Here is a 21,815-nt window from a genome sequence, read left to right as displayed (position 1 = left end):
GAGTGGTTGTAATCAGCGTCTTGGAATAGCTCTATGAATACTTTACCCCTCTAGTGAGCTGCAGATTGTGCTTTGCGGTTTCTTAGCTTCGATATATTTATCAACTACAGAAGTAGGGGCCTTGAGAAAAAGCTGGTTTTACTGCGTCATGGGTAACAAGCACAACAATGGTTTATAATCCTCCAGAAAGCTTCTCGCTAGTTTAGAATCTATGGCTGATTACCTTAGAGGCAATTGACTTGCTAAGACTAAGGCCTTTCACCGTGATTTTTGGACGCCTGCTCTCAGCGCCTGATCCATGTTAATTCCTTGCACATGAAACTTTCGCTACCGCTGAATGCCGCTTTCGTTAGCGTGCTGTTTCTTCTGCTACTAACTACTTCGGCCGGGGCACAGCAGCGCTCCAAACGAAAGAAAGCCCCCCAAGGCACGGCCGCCGTATATGATACTACCCTGTACAATGGGCTGCGGTGGCGCTCCATTGGCCCCTACCGCGGCGGACGGGCGGGTACGGCCACGGGCGTGCCCGGCAACCCCAACTTGTACTACATGGGCACGGCCGGGGGCGGGGTGTGGCGCACGACCGATGGCGGCGGCACCTGGGATAATATTTCTGACCGCTACTTTGGTGGGTCAGTAGGGGCCGTGGCCGTCAGCGAGTCGGACCCGAACGTGCTGTACGCCGGCGAGGGCGAGCAAACCGTGCGGGGCAACGTGTCGTCGGGCTTTGGCGTGTGGAAGTCGCAGGATGCGGGTCAGACCTGGGTGAACGTGGGCCTGAAGGATTCACGCCACATCGGCCGCATCCGCATTCACCCCAAAAACCCGGATCTGGTGTACGTAGCGGCCATGGGCGACCTGTACGCGCCCAGCGAGATGCGCGGCGTGTACCGCTCCAAAGATGGCGGCAAGAACTGGGAGCGGGTGCTGTTTGCCAACAAAGACGCGGGCGCCGTTGACTTACTTCTGGACCCTTCCAACCCGCGCATTCTGTACGCCAGCACCTGGAATGTGCGGCGCACCCCCTATAGCTTCTCCTCGGGCGGACCGGGCTCGGGACTGTGGAAAAGCACGGATGGCGGTGACACCTGGCAGGATATTTCCCGCAACGAAGGATTGCCCGCGGGCACCTTAGGCATCATTGGCGTGGCGGTTTCGCCGGTAAACTCCAGCCGGGTGTGGGCTTTGGTGGAGGCTGAAAAGGGGGGCTTGTTTCGCTCCGACGATGGGGGCAAGAACTGGCAGAAGCTCTCCGATGACCGTAATCTGCGCCAGCGGGCCTGGTACTATACCCGCATTTATGCCGACCCCAAGGATGCGGACGTCATGTATGTGCTGAACGTATCGTACCACAAAAGCAAGGATGGGGGCCGCACCTTCCAGGCCAACGATGCCCCCCACGGCGACCACCACGATCTGTGGATTGCCCCCGAGAACCCCAACCGCATGGTGATGGCCGACGACGGCGGTGCCCAGGTAAGCACCGACGGCGGCCTGAATTGGACCACGTATTATAACCAGCCCACGGGGCAGTTTTACCGCGTGGTCACCGACAACCATTTTCCTTATCGCATTTACGGAGCCCAGCAGGACAACTCGACGGTGCGGATTCCGCACCGCACGGGTGGCCGAAGCATCGAGGAGCGCGACTGGGAATCGACGGCCGGGGGCGAAAGCGCCCATTTGGCCGTGGACCCGATTAACCCCGACATCGTGTACGGGGGCAGCTACGACGGTTTTCTTTCCCGAGTAAACCATGGCACCCAGCAGGAGCGCACCATCAACGTATGGCCCGACAACCCCATGGGCCACGGCGCCGAGGGCATGAAATACCGGTTTCAGTGGAATTTTCCCCTGCTGTTTTCCTCCCACGACCCTAAGAAGCTTTACGCTGGCTCCAACCATCTGCACGCAACGACCAACGAAGGTCAGTCGTGGGAAATAATCAGCCCTGACCTGACCCGCAATGATCCAAAAACCCTGGGGCCATCGGGCGGGCCCATTACCAAGGACAACACGGCCGTGGAATACTACGGTACCATCTTCGCCATCGCGGAATCGCCGGCCGAGCAAGGCGTTATCTGGACGGGCTCCGACGACGGGCTGCTGCACGTAACCCGCGACAATGGCAAAACCTGGACGAAGGTGCTGCCCAAAGGCATGCCCGACTGGATTCAGATCAACAGCATCGACGCCCACCCCACCAATAAAGGTGCAGCCTACGTAGCGGCCACGATGTATAAGTCCGGTGACTTTTGGCCCTACCTCTACAAGACCACTGACTACGGCAAGACGTGGACAAAAATCACCACCGGCATTCCCGACACGCACTTTACCCGCGTGGTCCGCGCCGACCCCAAGCGCCCCGGACTGCTCTATGCCGGCACCGAATACGGCATGTACGTCTCCTTTAATGATGGCAAGCAGTGGCAGCCATTTCAGCTCAATCTGCCGCCGGTTTCCATCACCGACCTCACGATTAAAAATAACAACCTCATTGCTGCTACCCAGGGCCGCGGGTTCTGGCTGCTTGATGACATCACGCCCCTGCACCAGCTGAGCGCGCCGGTGGCCGCCAGCAAGTTTCATCTGTACACGCCCACCGCGACCTACAAAATGGATGGCCGCGGCACCCCTACCATTCCCAAAACCGCAGGCCAGAACCATCCGGGCGGGGTCATGCTTTATTATCACTTAGCTCAAAAGCAGGATTCAACCAGCAAGGTGAAGCTGGAAATCCTTGATTCGAGTGGCAAGCTTATTCGCACGTTCGCCAACACCGACCGGGACCTGGGGGGCAAAAATCTGACGAAGGGAGAAAAAGCCAAGGTAAAAAGGGAGCTGCTGCCCACCCGTAAGGGCCTGAACCGCTACGTATGGGACCTGAGCTACCCTGATGCCAGCCAGTTTGAAGGTCTTATTCTGTGGGGTGGCGGCACCCAGGGGCCCAGGGCCGTACCGGGCACTTACAAAGCCCGCCTGACGCTCAACCAGGAAACCCAGGAAACTACCTTCACCGTGCTGCCCGATCCGCGCAGCAAAGCCACGCCGCAAGACCTGCAGGCGCAGTTTGACTTTCTGCAAGAAGTACAGCGAAAGCTCACGGAAACCCACGACGCTATCCGCGATATCCGCACCATTCGCGGGCAGCTCAACACCATCACGGGCCCGTTGAAAGACCAGGCTAACGCCAAGGATATAGTGGAATCGGCAGCGGCCATTAACAAGAAAATGACCCAGATTGAAGAGGCGCTTTACCAGACCAAGAACAAAAGCGACCAGGACCCCTTGAACTTTCCGATTCGCTTGAACAACAAATTAGCTAACCTGGTCAGTCAGGCCAGCACCGGCGACTATCGGCCCACCGAGCAGGCCGTGGCGTTCAAAAAGGAAGTTACCGAGCAGATAAATCAGCAGCTCAGCCAATTCAAAATGCTTAAGGAGCAGGATATTCCGGCCCTGAACAAGCTCATCCGGGTCAAAAGCGTGGATGCTATCATGCTTCCTCAACCGGCCCCGCCGGTTGCGCCCAGCAGCATGTAGGGAAATGGTTGTTGCGGATCGACGGCTTGAGTTAACAGCAGCAGGAACAAGAGCGAGCAGCTATGCCTAATCCCTACTGTGTAGGTGTACATGAATTTGCCAACTGTTCAGCCAGCGCTTCAATATCCGCTCGTCGCACCAACGTATTCAACCAGTCTGTAGGGATATTTTCGACGCCGTAATACAGCCCTGCCAGCCCACCCGTAACCGCGCCGGTCGTGTCGCTATCGTCGCCTAAATTTACGGCTGTCAGCACTGTATCAGCGTACCATTCACCGCGCAGTAAACACCACAGCGCCGCTTCCAGGGTATGTACCACGTAGCCCGTAGACTGCATATCCTGTTGCGGAATAAGGGCTAAATGCTCGTCCAGCACTTTGGCAAAATGCTCTATTTCTTTAGCAAGTGTGGGTATCAACGCAGCCGGGATTTCGCGGTACAAACGCTCGTGTGCCTGGTCCGGATTCAGACCTTGAAGCAAGCCCCACGCTATTTCCAGATAGAAATAACAGGCCAGCGTAGAGCGGACGTGCCCGTGCGTAAGACTACAGACGCGGTGAGTTAGCTGCTGCCGGTCGGCAGGGGATGCGGTCTGCCACAACGGATGGAAAATCAGGGGCAGAATACGCATCAATGCCCCGTTGCCATTATCGTACTCTCTTTTGCCCCCCGCCTGCTCAGGCTCAACACCAGCGCGCAGCTGCCCGATAGCAGTTCGCGTGGCGACGCCGACATCAAACACCTGCCCATGCGGCGTCCAATATCCGCTATCCAGCCAGTTGATAAAGCGCCGGCTCAACTCCTGTAAGTCAATGGCATCGGCCCCAGCCTGGCTTATCGATTCTGCCAGGCAAAAAGTAAGCGAAGAGTCGTCGGACCAAGTGCCGGAGGGCTGATTGTGCGTCCCGTAGCCGCGCATCGTTACTACGGGATCGATGCGCCGGCGGGCGCGGCTCTCAAACTCGACCGGCACGCCCAGGGCGTCGCCTACGGCTACTCCCAATAGCAAGCTTTGGTAGTGATTCCACTGGGAAGTATTCATCTGAGTGAGGCGACAACGAAAGCCAGAATCTTACATGATTCTGCTCAATAGCCCAAGAGCATTAAATCAGTCGCTTTTCTAACTCTCTCTGCCTATAAATCCATAACACACAAGGCACGCAAAAGCGAGAAACCGAACGCACGAAAGCCCCGATGGCATGACCAGTGCCGTAGCTATCCGTCTGCCCGCTAAGAGCCGTCCACAATTCACCTACTGATTTGAAAAAAGCCGGAGTCTGAGCAACGGCAACCATTGCTGAGCACACAAAGCCCACTAGAAGTAGTTGGGGCAAAATTCGTTTTACCATTACTGTCTTTTTTCTATGATATAGTAGCGATGTAATATACTGGGGTAAAGCCGTAGATCAGCATTTTCTGCTTTCCGAATGCAAAGAAGCTGTTTAGGAAGCCGTCCAAAACACACTGGAGCGTCATGCTGGCTCTGGCGTCTGCTTACTTTGCGCTATTCCCGCGCCTATCCTAAATCTTCACCGGCGGCAGGGTAGCCTTCTCGTAGCTACCTAGCACGGACGGACTAGTTGACTAGGTTACGATTAACGTTTGCTGCTGTTGTTCTTCCACTTGCAGCAGCGCCTGCAGCAAAGCCATTGTTACTGGCCCCGGCTTGCCGGTGCCCAGTACGACATCATCAATCTGCACCACTGGCAGCACGCGCTTGGTTGTGCTGGTCAGGAAAGCTTCTTTGGCCTGATACACATCGTCGAGGGTTACCGTGCCGACCGATATAGAATAGGGCTGTTCAGGCAGCGCCAGGATATTGCGGCGCGTGATGCCCGCCAGCACCTGGGTAGCGGGGGTAACTACCGTGTTGTCGTATTTTACCAGGAAGAAATTGGCGCGCGGAAACTCCGTTACCACGCCCTTGTGGTGGTAGAGCACATCGTCGGCACCGTGGGCCTTAATCTGCTTGAGAAGCCGAATGCCTATGGAGTAGTTGATGGTTTTGGCCGGCGGTATTTCGCGCAGATAATCGTGCGTTATTACTTTGATGCCCGTTGCTAACAACTCGGGCGTAGGCAGCGTCAACGGCTGCTGGGTGATGAGGAGGTTGGGCTCGACGGGATTGTAGCCATCGGCTGAGTAGCCGCCAGTCAGGATCATCTTGATGCCGGACAGCGGCAGGTCGTTGCGCCGAATCAGGGCCTGAATCACCTCCATCAACGCCGGGCGCTCCAACGGTACGGCCAGTTCCATGAGCTGCGCCGATTGGTAGAAGCGGTCGAGGTAGTAGTCGAGAAATAATGGCTGCCCCGCATGCACCTTAAAGAAATCGAACACGCCGTAGCCGCGCTGAATGGCCAGGTCGCTGATGTGCAGAAAAGCCTGATCGAGGGGCGTGATCTGGCCGTGGATATAAGCGTGCAGGGGCGAGTTAGCGGACATGGTGTTGCTTTAAAATCTTCAGAACTTTATCCAGCGGCAAGGCCTCAATGCGCTGTTGCTGCTTGCCCTGCATGGTTTCGGCCTTGAAAAGCGAGTTGATAATGGCTTCTTCCGTGGCCTCGATAACGGCCAGAAACAGCGGCGACATGGCTTCGTTGGTGAGCGTGGTCGTGGTTTGGGTAGCAGCCGTAGGCGCATACGGCACGCGCAAGCCCGGATGAGTGGAAAAAGCGATGATGTAATCGCCGCTGCCGTTTGTAGCAATGCCACCCGTTTTGCCCAGGCCCAGAAAGGCACGCTTGGCCAAGCGCTCCAAGTTGCGGGCATCGACGGGCGCATCGGTGGCTACTACAATCATGCAAGACCCATCGGCGCGGTCTTTCAGCTGCTGACTCAGGTAAAATTGCTCCAGCTCCTGGCCTACCGGCGCCCCGTTGATCTGGAGCACGCCGCCAAAATTCGTTTGCACCAGCACGCCCACGGTATAGCCCCCCTGCTTGGCGGGCAACAGGCGCGAGGCCGTGCCAATACCGCCTTTGAAGCCAAAGCACACGGTGCCCGTACCGGCACCAACGTTGCCCTCGGCCACCGGGCCAGTCTGGGCCTGCTCGATGGCGGCCAGCACGTACTGCTCCGTGACATGGCGGCCGCGTATGTCGTTGAGGCCACCGTCGTTGGTCTCCCCTACCACGGCGTTTACCGACTGCACCGCTTCGTTGCCTGGCTGCCGCAGCACGTACCCTACCACCGCGTTCAGGGCCGTGCCCACGCCAAGCGTATTGGTCAGGACAATGGGCGTTTCGAGGATGCCGAGCTCTTCTATTTGCGTGCTGCCCGCCAGCTTGCCGAAGCCGTTGCCGACGTACACCGCCGCTGGCACCTTCTGCTGAAATACATTGCCGGCGTGCGGTACAATGGCCGTTACGCCGGTTCGCACCGATTGGCCTTGCATCAAAGTTGTGTGCCCTACGCGCACGCCCTGTACATCGGTAATGGCGTTGAGCGCACCGGTAGGCAGCACCCCAATGCGGATGCCATACTCTCTGGCGCGTTTACGTTCCTGACTTCGAGCCTGTAAGGCCAGGCCTACAAGCAGCAGCACTAGCAAGGACAGTGTCATGCGGTGGGGCAAAGAGAGTAGGTAAAGGTATCAGGCTGAGCGTTAAATACCAGCGGGCAGCTGGGCGAGTAGCGGCGTGAGGTTCTTCTAGTATGTGTTCAAGAAGTAAACGCTATGTGAAGTTATTAAACCTCAAAAGCTCCGCAGCACATTAGCCAAAAGGCTCGAAAAAAGCACCCCAGGGTCTCTTTTCGAGCCTTTCCTTAGAAAGTAGATAAGACTTATCTAAATCTTCTCCGGCAGCAACGTGGCTTCCTCGTAGTTGCCGAGCACCGGCTGGCCAGCGCCGCCTGCTGTCACGGCTTCCACCAGTAATTTACCCCCCACGAAGGCGCCCTTCCAGGATTCGCCCAAGCCACCGAATACTTCTTCCCGGTCGCCGCGGGAGCGCAGCTTATTGAGGCCCACTTTGAAAGCGCGCACTTCCTTGGCCGTACGCCGGGCCAGCTTCTCATCGTCGGAGGCGATGGCGGCTACCAGCGCACCATTGCTGATGTTCATCTCACCGACCAGCTCCTCTATCCTATCCACCAGCACGATGCTGTCAATCGGGCCGAAGGGCTCTTTGAAGTACAGCTCGCTCTGCCGGGGCAGGTTCACCAGGGCGCGGGGCGCGACGTAGGACGAGCGGTCCTGGCCGGGCAGGAATAGGCTGTCGTCCAGCTTGCCTTCGTAGATGGGCGTAGCGCCAGTCTGGAGGGCATTTTTATACAGTCGATCCAAATCCTGGGCCTGTTGGGCGTGAATAACGGGGCCAAATGCCAGATCGGGCAGCTTATCGTCGGCGTTGTCTACGAGCGTGGGGTTACCCACTTTTAGGCTTCTTACAGCACTCCAATACGTTTCCAGGAACTGCGGGAACAAACGGCGCTCCACTACAAACCGCACATAAGCCGTGCAGCGCTGCTTGCCGTAGTCGTAGCCTTTTTTGAGCTGATCGGCCATGCTGTTCCAGTCACTGTAATCCCAGATGCCGTAGGTGTTTACGCCTTCCATTTCCAGCATATAGCGCTTGTTGTGGGCGCTCAGGGCGTCAGCAATGTTGCGGCCGTTGTAGCGGCCGCCCACGAAGCTGAGGCAGTCGATAGCGTCGTGCTTGACGAGTACGTCGCTCAATTCGCCCCCCGGACCGCTGACCAGCGTGACGGGCAGACCGCAGTGGCGGGCAATGGCAAAGGTGAGGCTGAGGGAGATAAAACCACCATCCGTCGGAGTTTTGGCAATGACGGAGTTACCGCAAAGCACCTGCACCAGTACCGCGTGCAGCAGCACCGACATGGGGTAGTTCCAGGAGGCAATGTTGCTCACCAAACCCAGGGGCTTGCGCTGGCCCAGCATCCCCTCGATATTATCCACGTACCATTGCACGCCTTCAATAGCCGAATGATATCGGTGAAGCCCAGCTTGTAGGTTTTGCCGATTTCCCAGATGAGCAGCTTGCCCACTAAGTCTACTTGCTCGCGGAGCTGATTGAGGCAATTCTGCACCCGGCTTTTACGCTCGTCGAGGTCGGTGGCGGCCCAGGCGGCGGCTTCCTGCTTGGCGAAGATGACAGCGCGCAGCCCGGTTTCGTGGCCCAGCATGGGCAGGGCACCCAGGCTGGTGCCATCCACGGGCGAGGTGAAGTTGCGAGGCTGGCCGGGCTCCTGCCAGCGACCTTCCATCAAGTTCAGAAACTGACCATCCGGGGTTAAGATTTCGGGGGTGACACGTTGAACCTGGCTCAGCAAATAGCTGAACTCGACCTGGGGCGAAATGATTTTGGGCATGAAAGAAAGGTTGGAAGCGGAAGGTTGGCAGCAAAAAACAAGAAGGGGCGAGCCAGGCGCAATACAGAGTATGCAAGAATCTTGTTTTTCCTATTCTTTATACTTAACAACGAAAGTCGGCTGATTGATTAGCGGCCATAGCGGCTATGGCGGGCTCCCCGGCTCCGGCCAGAAGCTCGGCCATCAGATCCGGGGAGCCGACGAAGAGCGGGGCGCGCTGGTGATAATCAGTCGGTTCGATGTCGAGTATGGCCTGAGCGCCCGCGGAGGCCAGGCCACCGGCCTGCTCTATGATGAAAGCCAACGGGTAGCCTTCGTAGAGCAGGCGCAGCTTGCCCTGGGGGGCTTTTTTGGTGGGCGGATATAAATAAATGCCCCCTGTGAACAGGTTGCGGTGGTAGTCGGCTACCAAAGAGCCCACGTAGCGCCCGCTCATGGTGCGGCGCTTGCAATTGAGCAGGAAGGCGCGCACGTACTCAGGGTACTCAAACCAGTAGCCTTCGTTGCAGGAAAATACCGGGCCGGTAGCCGGAATACGGATATCGGGGTGCGACAGGAAAAACTCGCCCAGCGACGACTCGTACGTGAAGCCCGCCACGCCGTGGCCCGTGGTGTACACGAGCATGGTGCTGGAGCCGTACAGGATGTAGCCCGCCGCCACCTGCTTGCGTCCGCCCTGCAAAAAGTCGGCAGCAGTGGCCTCTGTTCCCACCGGCGACACGCGCCGGTAGATGCTGAACAAAGTACCGATGCTGATATTCACATCGATATTCGAGGAGCCGTCCAGCGGGTCGATGGCCACCACGTAGCGGCCGTCGCGGTTGCCGGTATGGATAATATCCTCTTCTTCCTCCGACAGTACGGCGCAGGCTTCCTTGCCATTCGTCAGCGCCCGGATAAAGCGGATGTTGGCCTCCACATCCAGCTTTTGCTGCTGCTCGCCCTGCACGTTTTGCCCCCCAGCGGCCCCGATAATGCTGGTCAGCCCGGCACGATTTACCTCGCGGCTCACGATTTTGCCCGCCAGAGCAATATCGCGCAGCAGCTGCGACAATTCGCCGGTGGCAAACGCAAACTCCGCTTGCTTGCGCATGATGTAGCGGTCGAGCGTGGTACCGACAGGCTGGGCTAAGTTATTTTCGTGGGTGGGAGTCATAGAGGTAAGAATGGGTGTAGGGGCGCGTCGCACGCGCCCGGCGTTGTTTGGGTGAACGACGCTCACCTGAATGCACAACGAAACGACGAGGGGCGCGTGCAACGCGCCCCTACATAGTTGCTTGCTTTTGGGACTGCCAGAGAACTACCTGCCAGCCTTTTTTGGGGTCTTTTATCTGCACCACCACGTATTTGAGGTGGGCGATAGTGAGCTGGCCATCGAGCTTGGGGGGCGAAGTGATGGTGATGACGCCATTCACCACGGCGGTTTGGCCGTCGGCATAAGCCCGCACGTTCAGCGCTTCCACGTCAATCTTATCATACACGCTTTTCCCGTCGCGGATGCTCTGGATGTACGTGGCTTTGGTATCCTGGTGGCCGTTGGAATGGGTGTAGACCAGGTCGTCGGCGAAGTACTTATCCAGCAGGGCGTAGTCCTTCTTTACCTGGGCCGCGAACCGCTGACGCTCCAGGGCTTCCACTTCTTGGGCGGCCGTCATATTTTTCTTGTTTTGGGCGAAGCTGAGCGTCGGCAGCACCAATAACAGGAGCGCCAGGAGCAGGAATTTTTTTTGCATACATTGGAGAGTTAGAGTGCGAAAGGACAGTTCAGCAACCAAACCCGGCGACTAATCGAGAGAGATTTGCTTCATGCGCGGCGCCAGGAAGTGCATCAGGACCCAGGCCAGCAGATAAGCGCCGCCGCAAATCAGGAACATGATGAAGTAGGCCTTATCCAGCTGATTGATGCTCTCGTAGTACACGAACATCTGTTTTTGCACTAGCGCTGTCAGCAAAATACCCCCCAGACCACCAGCCATGCCGCCGATACCTGTAACCGAGGCTACGGCCCGCTTCGGGAACATATCCGACACGGTGGTAAAGATATTGGCACTCCAGGCCTGGTGCGCGGCGGCGGCAATACCGATTACCAACACCGCCAGCCACATGTTAATCTGCCCGAGATACTGGGCAAACACAATCGGGAACACGCACAGCGCGATGAGTAGCATGGAAGTTTTGCGAGCCTTAAAAGCGGGCATCCCGTGCTTCATAAAATTCAGCGGAATCCAGCCGCCACCCACGCTCCCAATACTCGACAGAATGTAAACGGCTGCCACTGGAAAAGCCACATCGGTGCCTTTCAGCCCATACTGCTTGTTCAGAAAATCGGGCAGCCAGAAGAGGTAAAACCACCACACCGGATCGGTCAGAAACTTGCCCACCACGAAGGCCCAGGTCTGGCGAAAAGTCAGGAGCTTAAACCAGGAAACTTTGGGCTGAGTTGTGATAGAAGCCGCCGCCAGATCGTCCACGTCGCTGTGGATGTAATCGAATTCGGCTTTGGTCAGGCGGGCCTGCTTGGCAGGCACTTCGTAGTAGATAAACCACAGGAGCAGCCACACGAAACCGAACGCGCCCGTGATGATAAATGCCCACTTCCAGCCAATGGTTTCGGCAATGAGCGGCACGGTGAGCGGGGCAATGATGGCGCCTACGTTGGAGCCCGAGTTGAAGATACCGGTGGCCAGGGCCCGCTCCTTCTGCGGAAACCACTCGGCCGTCGTTTTGATGGCCGCCGGAAAATTGCCGGCCTCCGTGACGCCCAGAAACGCCCGCGCGACGCTAAACCCAAAGGTGCTGCTCACAAAAGCGTGCCCCATGGCAGCCAGACTCCACAGAAAAGTAGACAGGGCGTAGCCCATCTTGGTGCCCAGCGTATCAATGAGGCGGCCCGCGCCCAGCATCCCCAGCGAATACGCTACTTTGAACGCAATTTCAATGTTGGCATAGTCGCCCGAATTCCAGTTGAATTCCGTCTCCAGATAAGGCTTCAATAGCGAAATAACGGCCCGGTCAAGATAGTTGACCGTAGTGGCGAAAAACACCAGCGCGCAGATGGTCCACCGATACTTGCTCATCTTGTCAGATGCAGTGATTGGGGTGCCGGGCGGAGATTGAGTTGGAGAGGGTATCATCATCGGGTGTGGAAATTGATAGCAAAGCAGAACTCGTACTCGTGGGCAAATCGATGGCACGTTGGTCGCGCCATCCGGACAGCGTTACTTTTTCAGTGTTTCAACAAACGCCAGCAAGTCAGCAATTTGCCGGCTTAGGGCAGCCGTATCATCGGCATTTTTAAAGAGCTGCGACCCCATCCCGACCACGTTTACACCAGCGCCAAACCATTCGGCCAGGCTCTCCGTCGTGGGCTCTACGCCGCCGGTCACCATCAGCTTCACCTCGGGCATCGGCCCGCGCAGGCTTTTGATGTAGCCCGGCCCCACCACGTTGCCCGGAAACACCTTCACGAGCTGCGCGCCCAGCTGGGTAGCATTATAGATTTCATTCAGCGTCATGGCGCCCGGCAGCCAGGGCACCGCGTGCTGCCGGCACACCGCCGCGACGGAAGCCGTGGTCACGGGCTGCACCACAAAGTCGGCACCGGCGGCAATGAAGCTTTCGGCTTCCTCCGCCTGATAAATGGTACCGATGCCCAGCAGCATCTCCGGGCAGGTGTCGCGCACGAAAGCGACCAGCTCAGCGAAGACCTGGGGGGCTTTTTCGCCCCGATTCGTAAACTCAAACACCCGCAGTCCGCCATCGTAGCAAGCCTGCAACATACGCTTCGCGTGCGCCGCATCGGCGTGGTAAAAAACCGGCACGATGGGGTGACGCAGGACGGTTTCTAGAATATGATCAGCGGAAAAACGAGGCATGAGATGGTGAGATGGTGAGTATTGAGATGGTGAGATGGTGAGTGGTGAGTTTGAGGTTCTGGCGGCATTATTAACGCAGTATGCGCCTTAAAAGAACCTCAAACTCACCACTCACCATCTCACCGCACCAAGCGGCCGGTGGTATTGCCTTGCAGGACGTGCTCCACTTCGGCCACCGTCACCAAGTTCACGTCGCCGTGAATGGTGTGTTTGAGGGCCGAGGCTACCACGGCGAAGTGCAGCGCCTCCTGCGGCGTGGCGTAGGTTAAAGTACCATAAATAAAGCCCCCCAGGAACGCGTCGCCGCCGCCGATGCGGTCCACCACGGGCGTGATGTCGTAGTAGGGCGTTTCGGAATATGTGCCGTCGAACAGCTGGCCCTTGATACGCTCATGGGAGGCACTCTGGGTTTTGCGACGGGTACTGATTACTTGCTTGATTTGGGGAAAACGGGTCATGAGCTGCTCGCTGATGGAGACGAAGTTATTCTCCGCACCCGCCGCGGGGCGAATGCCGAACAGGTCGTCAGCGTCGTTCTCGGAGCACACTACCACGTCGCAGCCCGCCACCAGATCCGGCATTACATCCTGGGCCGTTTGCCCGTACTGCCACAGGTTGCGGCGGTAATTCACGTCGGCCGATACGGTGAGGCCCAAACGGCGGGCTGCTTGAATGCCTTCGTGAATTGCTTGAGCCGCAGTGGCTGAAATAGCGGGGGTAATGCCCGTCCAGTGCAGCCACTGGGCATTCTTTAGAATTTCATCCCAGTCGAAAGCTGCCGGGTCGAGATTGGCGAAAGAAGAATCAGCGCGGTCGTAGACTACTTTGCTGGCCCGCATGGAGGCTCCTACTTCCAGGAAGTACAGCCCCAGCCGCTTGCCGCTGTACACTGTGTGGCGCATATCCACGCCGAGGCGCTGGAAGCTCTGGGCAGCGGCCTGGCCCAGCTCGTTGGCCGGGAAGCAGGTGACATGCGCAGCCGGTACGCCCAGCCCCGCCAGGGCCGCGCCTACATTGGCCTCGCCCCCGCCATAATTTGCCTCGAAGCTGGCCGCTTGCGTGAACCGATAGTGCGGCGGCGGCGAGAGCCGCAACATGATTTCGCCGAAGGTAACAACCTGTTTCATAAGAGGTAAATGTAACACCAGGCGCCAGCTTGGTGCAGCGTTGTTTGTAGCGAGATGTAGCGCGACCCGCAGGAAGACAAAGCCAGCTTTAGTTCAACTGTTCACCAGGCTGGCGCCTGGTGTTACATTTTCCGTTATAGCGTCAAAGCCGAAGTATTGCCGGGCGTTGTAGTAGCAGATGTTCTCCACAATGCCCCCCAGCAGGGCCATGTCGTCGGGCAGCTCTCCGTTTTCCACGTCGGTGCCCAGCAGGTTGCAGAGCACGCGGCGGAAATACTCGTGGCGCGGGTAGGAAAGGAAGCTGCGCGAGTCGGTGAGCATACCCACGAATTGGCTGAGCAGGCCCATATTCGACAGCGCGTTGATCTGCTTTTCCATACCATCTTTCTGATCCAGAAACCACCAGCCCGAGCCCCACTGCACCTTGCCGGCCACCGTGCCATCCTGGAAGTTGCCCGTCATGGTCGCCATCAGCTCATTGTCGGCGGGGTTGAGGTTGTAGAGAATGGTTTTGGCCAGCTGATCCGACGAGTCGAGGCGGTCGAGGAAGGTAGCCAGGGTGCGGCCCTGCGGGAAGTCACCCATGGAATCCCAGCCCGTATCGGGACCCAGCTGGCGGAGCTGGCGGGTGTTGGTGTTGCGTAGCGCGCCCAGGTGAAACTGCTGGGTCCAGCCGCGGGCGTGGTCTAGGCGGGCCAGCGCCAGCAGCAAATCCGACTTGAGCGCTTCCGTATCGGCCTGACTTAGCGCCTGACCACCGCGAACTTGTGCAAAAGCACTGGCAACTTGCTCCGCCGTGTAGTCCGCCGTATACAAGCGCTCCAAACCATGATCCGAGAGGCGGCAGCCCTGGGCGTGGAAGAAATCGTGGCGACGACGCAGCGCTTCGAGCAGGTCGTCGTAGGTAGCAATGGCAATGTCGGCCGCCGCGCCCAGCTTATCCAGGTAGCCGTTGTAAGCGGTTACGTCTTCCGGCGCCATGGCCTTATCGGGCCGGAAAGCAGGCAGGATTTGCACCCCAAATGGCCGGGCAGCAATGGCCTGATGATACTCCAGCGAATCGGCTGGATCATCGGTCGTGCAGACGACTTTCACCTGCATTTTGAGCAGCAAGTTCTTTACCGAATACTCCGGCGTGCGCAGCTTATCATTGCATGCCTTGTAGATACGGCGGGCGCTGTCCTTGTTCAGCACTTCCGTGATGCCGAAGTAGCGCTGCAACTCCAGGTGGGTCCAGTGGTAGAGCGGGTTGCGCACGGTTTGCGGCACCGTTTCGGCCCACTTCTCAAACTTCTCCCAGTCCGACGCATCCCCCGTGATGTAGCGCTCATCTACCCCGTTGGTGCGCATGGCGCGCCACTTATAATGGTCGCCGTAGAGCCAGATCTGGGTGATGTTCTCAAACTGCCGGTCCTGGGCGATCTGGTCGGGGGGCAAATGGCAGTGGTAGTCGATGATGGGCATTGCCTTCGCAAACTCATGGTAGAGCTGCCGGGCCGTTTCCGTGTGCAGCAGGAAATCGTCGTCAAGAAAGGGCTTTTTCATAGTGATGATTTTAGCTTGTTGTTCTGGTGGGACCTCATCCCCTAGCCCCTTCTCCTCGGAGAGAAGGGGGACTAGCTTTTAGCTTTTCTAGCTGCCAGGTATTCTAGAAATCTGGTTTTTAGAGCTAGTTCCCCTTCTCCCCGAGGAGAAGGGGCTAGGAGATGAGGTAATCACAGCGAAACCCCGCGTTTCCACGGAATAAAGTCAGCTTGTCCGTGGCGCACGGCGGCAACTTCCTCGCCGCTGGCCACCCGAACTACATAATCCAGAATTCGCTCCCCGGCCTGCTCGATGGTTTCCTCGCCGTCGATGACGGTGCCGGTATTTACATCGATGATGTCGGGCATGCGGTTGGCCAAAGCGGTATTGCTGGCAATCTTCACGACCGGCGCGATGGGGTTGCCGGTGGGCGTGCCCAGACCCGTGGTAAAGAGCACCACCGTGGCTCCGGAGCCTACCTCCGCCGTCGTCGATTCGACGTCGTTGCCGGGCGTGCAGAGCAGGTTCAGGCCGGGCCTAGTCACCAGTTCCGGGTAGTCGAGCACTGCCACTACGGGCGAGCTACCGCCCTTGCGCGCCGCGCCGGCCGACTTCATGGCATCGGTAATCAACCCGTCGCGAATGTTACCGGGCGAAGGGTTCATGTCGAAGCCCGAGCCCACCGCAATTGCACTGTCGCCGTAGGCTTTCATCAGGTGGCTGAATCGCTCGGCGGTTTCAGTATCTACTGACCGATCAACCAGCTCCTGCTCCACGCCACACAACTCCGGAAACTCGGCCAGAATAACCGAGCCCCCCAGCGCCACCAGCATATCGGACACATGACCCACGGCCGGGTTGGCCGAAATGCCAGAGAAGCCATCGGAGCCGCCGCATTCCAGCCCAATATTCAGCTTGCTCAGCGGCGCGGGCTGACGCCGCACCTGATTAGCCTGCATGAGGCCCGCGAACGTCTGACGCAAAGCCTTGCTAATCATAGCCTCCTCGGTTCCGATTTTCTGCTGCTCCAAGATGAACAGCGGCTTGTCAAAGTTGGGGCTGCGCTTGTTGATTTCATCTTGCAGCATGCTCACCTGCGCGTTCTGGCAACCCAGACTCAGCACCGTAGCGCCCGCCACATTCGGATGGGTGATATAGCCAGCCAGCAGCCCGCACAGCGTCTGCGCGTCTTGGCGGATACCACCGCAGCCGCCCTCGTGGCTCAGAAACCTAATACCATCTACGTTCGGGAACAGCCGATTGGGGCCCTGGGGGGCATTTTCGGCGCTGTGCAGATCGGTTTGCAGAATTTCTTCTACCGATTTACCCGCCTGCATCAAGGAAATCAGCGCCTGGGTCTGGGGCTGGTAGCTCTTGCGGCGGGCGTAGCCCAAATCATTTACCAGGGCTTCTTCCAGCACTTGGATATTGCGGTTTTCGCAGAATACCAGCGGAATCACCAGCCAGTAGTTGGCCGTACCTACGCGCCCGTCGCTGCGGTGGTAGCCCAGAAAGGTGCGGTCCTGCCAGCGGCTCACGTCGGGGGCCGACCAGGGGGCTTTTTCGTGCTGATGCTCGTCGTAGCTGTCGGTGGCGTGCTGAATATTGCTGGTGGTGAGCAAGCCGCCGGCCGGAATTGACTGGCGGACTTTGCCCACCAGCACACCGTACATCGTTATTAAATCGCCGGGCTCAAAATCACGGGGGGCCAGCTTGTGCTTGGCCGGAATGCGAGCCGTCGTCGTAATGGTCGTTCCATCCCAAGGCACAGGCGTGCCGGGGGGCAAATCAGCCAGGGCCACCAGGACGTTATCGGCGGGATGAATTCGGGCTACCTGATGCTTCATTTGACTAAGGTGGCTTTTTTATTTAACTGCTTTGCTACAGTGGCAGAAACGCCCGTATCTAGCATTTGCTGAAGGTTGTCGCTCACGCGTTTGGTAAAGCCCGGTAACTGGCTGAGGTCGTGACCCCAAAGTGTTTGATTTTGTAAAACAGTCATCGTCAGGTCGGCCGCAAACAAGTTGCGACCCCACAGCTCGGCAAAGTAGCCCGCCTGATCATCGTTAATGAGATACTCAGTGCCGTTCGCGTTGCCGTACCACGTTTTTTCGTCCTGATGAGTGCCGCGCATGAACAGCAGATAGGCTGCAAAGCCCAGCGCTACATACTGCGGCGCCGTGTTGAACCGCTTGTAATACTGCAGCAAGGTGGGCACGTTGCGCATCTGCATTTTTATGGTGTATTGCATGGTAATGGCCAGCCACCGATGCTCGATGTAGGGGTTTCGAAAGCGGTCCAGCACCTGCAAACCGAAGCGCTGACCTACTTTTTCGTCCACCGCGCACGGGATGCCCGGCAGCAAATCGCCCAGCATCAGATTGTGGATAAAAGTAGCCACGCAGTCGTCGTTCATGGCGCTGCGCACGGTCTCGCAGCCGTACAGGAAAGCCAGGCCGCAGCTCAGCGTGTGCGTGCCGTTGAGCAGGCGCAGCTTCAGCTCCCGAAACAAGTTGATATCGGGCCGGATAATCACACCCTTATCCGCCTGATGAAACGACAGAATTTGCTTTACCCGCTCGTCGCCCTCAATGGCCCACAGCAGGTAGGCTTCGGCCATGGTCAGCAGCTCGTCGTGGTAGCCCAGCTGCGTGGTCAACGCCTGCTGCGTAGCGGCGTCCGGCGTACCAGGCACAATGCGGTCCACGAGGGAATTGCAGCAGGTGTTAGCTGTTTCCAGCCACTCAATAAACTCCGGTTCGAGGCCATTGCGGTGAGCTAATTCCAGCAGAATAGCTTCCAGCTTGCTGCCGTTGTCGGGAATCAATTCCGTGGGCACGATGATCAATCCTTTGGATACATCACCATCAAACGCCTGAAAGCGGGCATACAGCACGGCCAGCAGCTTGCCCGGAAACGAGTGCGGCGGCTCCTGCCGTATATCATCCGCCGTGAGCTGAATCCCGACTTCCGTGGTGTTGGAAATGACTACCCGCAAGTCGGGGCTGGCGGCAAATTCAAGCACTTCCGCCCACTGACTTTTCGCCGACAGCACCCGACTAATCGAAGCGCACAGCACATTTTCCTCCACGGTATGACCGTCTTCCACACCCCGAATACCCAAAGTATACAGGTTATCCTGGCGCTCAAAAGCTGTCAGGTCGCCGCCGTCGGTAGATTTTACTACCACGATGCGACCATTAAAAACACCTTGGCGGTTGGCTTTATCAATGAGGTAATCAGGCAGGCCGCGCAACAGCACGCCGGTGCCGAATTGCAGTACTTTTTCGGGCAGCTCCAGTAGGGCGGCACTAGGTCGGAGCACGGGTGCCTGAGTGTCGGCTAAGGCTACGGCGCGGGATAAGTTTTTCATAATCCAGTACTTATAGTTTCGCGCCGGTGGGGTTGGCCCACTTCTGCTGCCACTTGGGGTATTCTTTCGCCAGCAGCTTGGCCCAGCGGCCTTCGTGGCGGAAGTTGCGGGTGCTACGCCCGTTCGTGCCGTGGTTTTGTACGCTGGTTTGGGCGTCGAAAAACTGATCGAGATACATGCCCCAGCCGCGCTCGGGCTTGCTGCGGTCGGGCTTATTCGCCATGGTGGAGTCGCCCACCAGAAATACCTGGATCTGCTTTTCCTCAGCCGGCCGAAAGGCCAGGGCTACAAACGACAGGAGTAGTACAGCGTATTTTTTCATCGAACGAGTTTAAGAGAAAAAGCCCCCCAGACGGTGCCGGAGTGTAACTCTTTCCAGATGCGGCTGCAATTAACAGCTATTGAGCAATAGCTTAAGTTACAGTTTGCGTAGTGAGAGAAGCGGCCTTCGCTGAGAGTTTATTTGCGCAATCGTTACCGGGAACGTTCTCAACCTTCCCTTCTCTACCCTTTTCTATAGTCAATTAAAACGCTTTTGAAGCTGATTTGAGTGTCAGGAAGCGGTAAGCCAAGCCATTGCAACTACATCAATCTTGCATTTTAGCACGATGCCGTTAAAGCAAATTGGCTAGCGTACTAAGCCCAGCTGAGTCTGCGCCGCTGCCGGGTATACCCACGCCTCTACCCTACAGTGCGACACGCTCCGGCTGGGGGGTATTTATAACATTTTGCCCTGCACCCGACGTTTTTTTGGAACAGTAGATTCATGCTTTGATCACAAAGAGTTTCATCGGAACGGCTCATTTTACCGTAAGAAGACCTATTTGTGCACGAAGTGAATACCTTATGTCCCGTACGATTATCGTTTCTAACCGCCTACCAACTAAAGTACAACGCAGCGACGAAGGGCTTTCTTTTTCCCCCAGCGAAGGGGGTTTAGCCACCGGTCTGGGCTCTATCTACCGGGCCGATAACAACGTTTGGGTCGGCTGGCCCGGTATTTCGGTCGATGAGGAGGAGGAACGGGAAGTGCGCGAGCAACTCCGCACCGACAGCATGCGCCCCGTGTTTCTGACGGAAACCGAAATCCGGGATTTTTACGAAGGCTTCAGCAACGAAACCCTCTGGCCGACCTTCCATTATTTTGCGCAGTACGCCATCTACGACCAGACGCACTGGGAGGCTTATGTGGCCGTGAACGAGAAATTCTGCCAGGCCGTGCTGGAGCTGGCTGGCCCCGACGACACCATCTGGGTGCATGACTACCAGCTACTCCTACTGCCGCAGATGCTGCGGGCCGTGCGCCCCAAAAGCAGCATTGGCTTCTTTCTGCACATCCCGTTTCCTTCCTACGAGCTGATTCGGGTGCTGCCCTGGCGGCGCCAGCTGCTGGAAGGGATGCTGGGGGCCGATTTGATTGGCTTTCACACCTACGGCTACATGCGTCATTTCCTGAGCTCGGTGTCGCAGCTGCTGGGGTACCAGAGCCAGAATGGACTGGTGGAAGTGGGCACACGCAGTGTGCTGGTTGATGCTTTCCCCATGGGCATCGACCAAGCGAAATACGCGGAAGTAGCGCAGTCGGAGCAGGCGCGTATACACGAGCAAACCTACCGCGACGCGCTTCGCAACGAGCGGATCATCCTGTCCATCGACCGCCTCGATTATACCAAAGGCATTGCCCAGCGTCTGCGCGCCTATGAGTTGCTTTTACAGACGTATCCTGAGTGGCGCGAGCGGGCGACGCTGCTGATGGTGGTGGTGCCCTCCCGCGACCAGGTGGAGCAGTATAAGGAGCTGAAGGAGGAAATTGATGAGCTGGTGGGCCGCATCAACAGCACCTACCGCACCATTTCCTGGAATCCTATTCAGTATTTCTACCGCTCCTTTCCTATTGAAGAGCTGGCTGCCTTGTACCGGATGGCCGAAGTAGCTTTGGTTACGCCCATGCGCGACGGCATGAATTTAGTAGCTAAAGAATTTATAGCCAGCAAGATTGACACGCCTGGTGTACTGATTCTGAGTGAGCGGGCAGGTGCCGCCCGCGAGCTGTCAGATGCCATTATCATCAACCCCACCGATACCAACCAGCTGGCCGAGGCTATGCACGAGGCGCTGGTGATGCCCGAGGATGAGCAGCGCCAACGCATGGGTGCCATGCAGGCGCTGGTAAAAAAATACAACATTCACCACTGGGTGGAGCTATTCATAAACCGACTCACTTACAGCAAGTTAAAGCAAGAAACCTTGGCTACTACCACCCTGAACGCAGACGAGCTGCAGCGCATGACCAGCGAATACCAAAATGCCCCCCAGCGGCTTCTTTTTCTGGATTATGACGGTACGCTGTCCGGTTTTAACGTCAACCCCCAACTTGCCGGCCCCGATCAGGAGCTCCTCACGTTGCTGACCGACCTGAGCGCCGATAAGCGCAACCGCGTAGTTATCGTGAGTGGCCGCGACCGGGCTACGTTGGAGAAATGGCTCGGCCACCTGCCGCTCGATTTTATCGTGGAGCACGGCGTCTGGCTGCGGGCCCTGGGCGAAGAGTGGACTATGCTGCGCCCACTTACCAATGACTGGATGCACGAAATTCGGCCGATTCTGGATCTGCACGTAAGTCGCACGGCTGGCTCGTTCGTGGAGGAAAAAGAATACTCTCTGGTGTGGCACTACCGCCGCGCCGACGTCGAATTGGGCGAAGTCCGGGCCCGCGAGTTGACCAGCCATCTGCACTTTCTGGCCTCCAACAGCGACCTGCAAGTGATGGAAGGCAATAAAGTAGTGGAAGTGAAAAGCGCCGGCGTAAACAAAGGTGCCGGCGCCGCACGCTGGCTGGCCAGCTACCCCGCCGACTTCATCATCGCCATCGGCGACGACCGCACCGATGAGGATACTTTCGGAGCGATGCCTACCAACGCCTACACCGTGAAAGTAGGCAGCACCCACCGCTCCTTGGCGCGCTTCCACCTCGATACCCACCACGACGTGCGGCGGGTGTTGCGGGCTTTAGTGGAAGCGTAGCCTCACCCCCCGGTT

General features: G+C 57.6%; 16 protein-coding genes. 2 read left to right on the top strand and 14 right to left on the bottom strand.

The window, feature by feature from the left end; genetic code table 11:
- The first annotated feature begins 315 nt into the window (after positions 1–315).
- The gene (locus B9A24_RS15590) at positions 316–3,543 is read left to right on the top strand and encodes a VPS10 domain-containing protein (protein ID WP_084446954.1); all 3,228 of its coding nucleotides are present in this window, start codon (positions 316–318) and stop codon (positions 3,541–3,543) included.
- A 73-nt stretch (positions 3,544–3,616) separates the two neighbouring features.
- On the opposite strand, the gene B9A24_RS15585 is transcribed toward B9A24_RS15590, so the two are convergent.
- The 14 genes from B9A24_RS15585 to B9A24_RS15525 all read right to left on the bottom strand — a co-directional run bounded on the left by B9A24_RS15585 (position 3,617) and on the right by B9A24_RS15525 (position 19,098).
- Positions 3,617–4,585, bottom strand: a complete 969-nt coding sequence (locus tag B9A24_RS15585) for an ADP-ribosylglycohydrolase family protein (RefSeq protein ID WP_084446953.1) — start codon at positions 4,583–4,585, stop codon at positions 3,617–3,619.
- A 542-nt stretch (positions 4,586–5,127) separates the two neighbouring features.
- Positions 5,128–5,988 (bottom strand): aminotransferase class IV, encoded by an 861-nt coding sequence (locus tag B9A24_RS15580; protein ID WP_084446952.1) that lies wholly within the window; start codon positions 5,986–5,988, stop codon positions 5,128–5,130.
- The gene (locus tag B9A24_RS15575; RefSeq protein ID WP_084446951.1) at positions 5,978–7,108 is read right to left on the bottom strand and encodes a DmpA family aminopeptidase; all 1,131 of its coding nucleotides are present in this window, start codon (positions 7,106–7,108) and stop codon (positions 5,978–5,980) included. The genes B9A24_RS15580 and B9A24_RS15575 overlap by 11 nt, the downstream gene beginning before the upstream one ends.
- Before the next feature lie 225 nt (positions 7,109–7,333).
- Positions 7,334–8,464 carry an aldehyde dehydrogenase family protein gene (locus B9A24_RS15570; RefSeq protein WP_262490602.1) on the bottom strand — a complete coding sequence of 377 codons (1,131 nt, stop codon included), beginning with the start codon at positions 8,462–8,464 and terminating at the stop codon, positions 7,334–7,336.
- On the bottom strand, positions 8,413–8,877 hold the full coding sequence (locus B9A24_RS22975) for an aldehyde dehydrogenase family protein (RefSeq protein ID WP_262490601.1): 465 nt from the start codon (positions 8,875–8,877) through the stop codon (positions 8,413–8,415). Before B9A24_RS22975 ends, B9A24_RS15570 begins: the two co-directional genes overlap by 52 nt.
- Positions 8,878–8,980: 103 nt before the next feature.
- Positions 8,981–10,033: a class 1 fructose-bisphosphatase gene (gene fbp / locus B9A24_RS15565; RefSeq protein ID WP_084446950.1), complete on the bottom strand. Its 1,053-nt coding sequence runs from the start codon at positions 10,031–10,033 to the stop codon at positions 8,981–8,983.
- Between the two features lie 109 nt (positions 10,034–10,142).
- A complete protein-coding gene (locus B9A24_RS15560) occupies positions 10,143–10,610 on the bottom strand; it encodes a nuclear transport factor 2 family protein (RefSeq protein WP_084446949.1) in 468 nt (155 codons plus the stop codon).
- A 51-nt stretch (positions 10,611–10,661) separates the two neighbouring features.
- Positions 10,662–12,014: an MFS transporter gene (locus tag B9A24_RS15555; protein WP_317044250.1), complete on the bottom strand. Its 1,353-nt coding sequence runs from the start codon at positions 12,012–12,014 to the stop codon at positions 10,662–10,664.
- 81 nt (positions 12,015–12,095) lie between these two features.
- A complete protein-coding gene (locus tag B9A24_RS15550) occupies positions 12,096–12,752 on the bottom strand; it encodes a beta/alpha barrel domain-containing protein (RefSeq protein ID WP_084446948.1) in 657 nt (218 codons plus the stop codon).
- A gap of 119 nt (positions 12,753–12,871) precedes the next feature.
- Positions 12,872–13,879, bottom strand: coding sequence for a sugar kinase (locus B9A24_RS15545; RefSeq protein ID WP_084446947.1), 1,008 nt, complete (start codon positions 13,877–13,879; stop codon positions 12,872–12,874).
- A gap of 93 nt (positions 13,880–13,972) precedes the next feature.
- Positions 13,973–15,424, bottom strand: a complete 1,452-nt coding sequence (uxaC, locus tag B9A24_RS15540) for a glucuronate isomerase (protein ID WP_084446946.1) — start codon at positions 15,422–15,424, stop codon at positions 13,973–13,975.
- Positions 15,425–15,594: 170 nt separating this feature from the next.
- Entirely contained in the window at positions 15,595–17,250 is a 1,656-nt protein-coding gene (locus B9A24_RS15535; protein WP_084446945.1) for a UxaA family hydrolase, read from the bottom strand.
- Complete coding sequence (locus B9A24_RS15530) at positions 17,247–18,776, bottom strand: tagaturonate reductase (RefSeq protein WP_084446944.1); 1,530 nt, start codon at positions 18,774–18,776, stop codon at positions 17,247–17,249. Before B9A24_RS15530 ends, B9A24_RS15535 begins: the two co-directional genes overlap by 4 nt.
- A 10-nt stretch (positions 18,777–18,786) precedes the next feature.
- Complete coding sequence (locus tag B9A24_RS15525; protein ID WP_084446943.1) at positions 18,787–19,098, bottom strand: SGNH/GDSL hydrolase family protein; 312 nt, start codon at positions 19,096–19,098, stop codon at positions 18,787–18,789.
- 524 nt (positions 19,099–19,622) lie between these two features.
- On the opposite strand from B9A24_RS15525, the gene B9A24_RS15520 reads away from it, so the two are divergent.
- Positions 19,623–21,800: a bifunctional alpha,alpha-trehalose-phosphate synthase (UDP-forming)/trehalose-phosphatase gene (locus tag B9A24_RS15520; RefSeq protein WP_084446942.1), complete on the top strand. Its 2,178-nt coding sequence runs from the start codon at positions 19,623–19,625 to the stop codon at positions 21,798–21,800.
- Positions 21,801–21,815 lie beyond the last annotated feature (15 nt).

This window comes from Hymenobacter roseosalivarius DSM 11622 (assembly GCF_900176135.1).
Lineage (GTDB): Bacteria > Bacteroidota > Bacteroidia > Cytophagales > Hymenobacteraceae > Hymenobacter > Hymenobacter roseosalivarius.
This window is presented reverse-complemented; position numbering and strand designations above follow the sequence as displayed.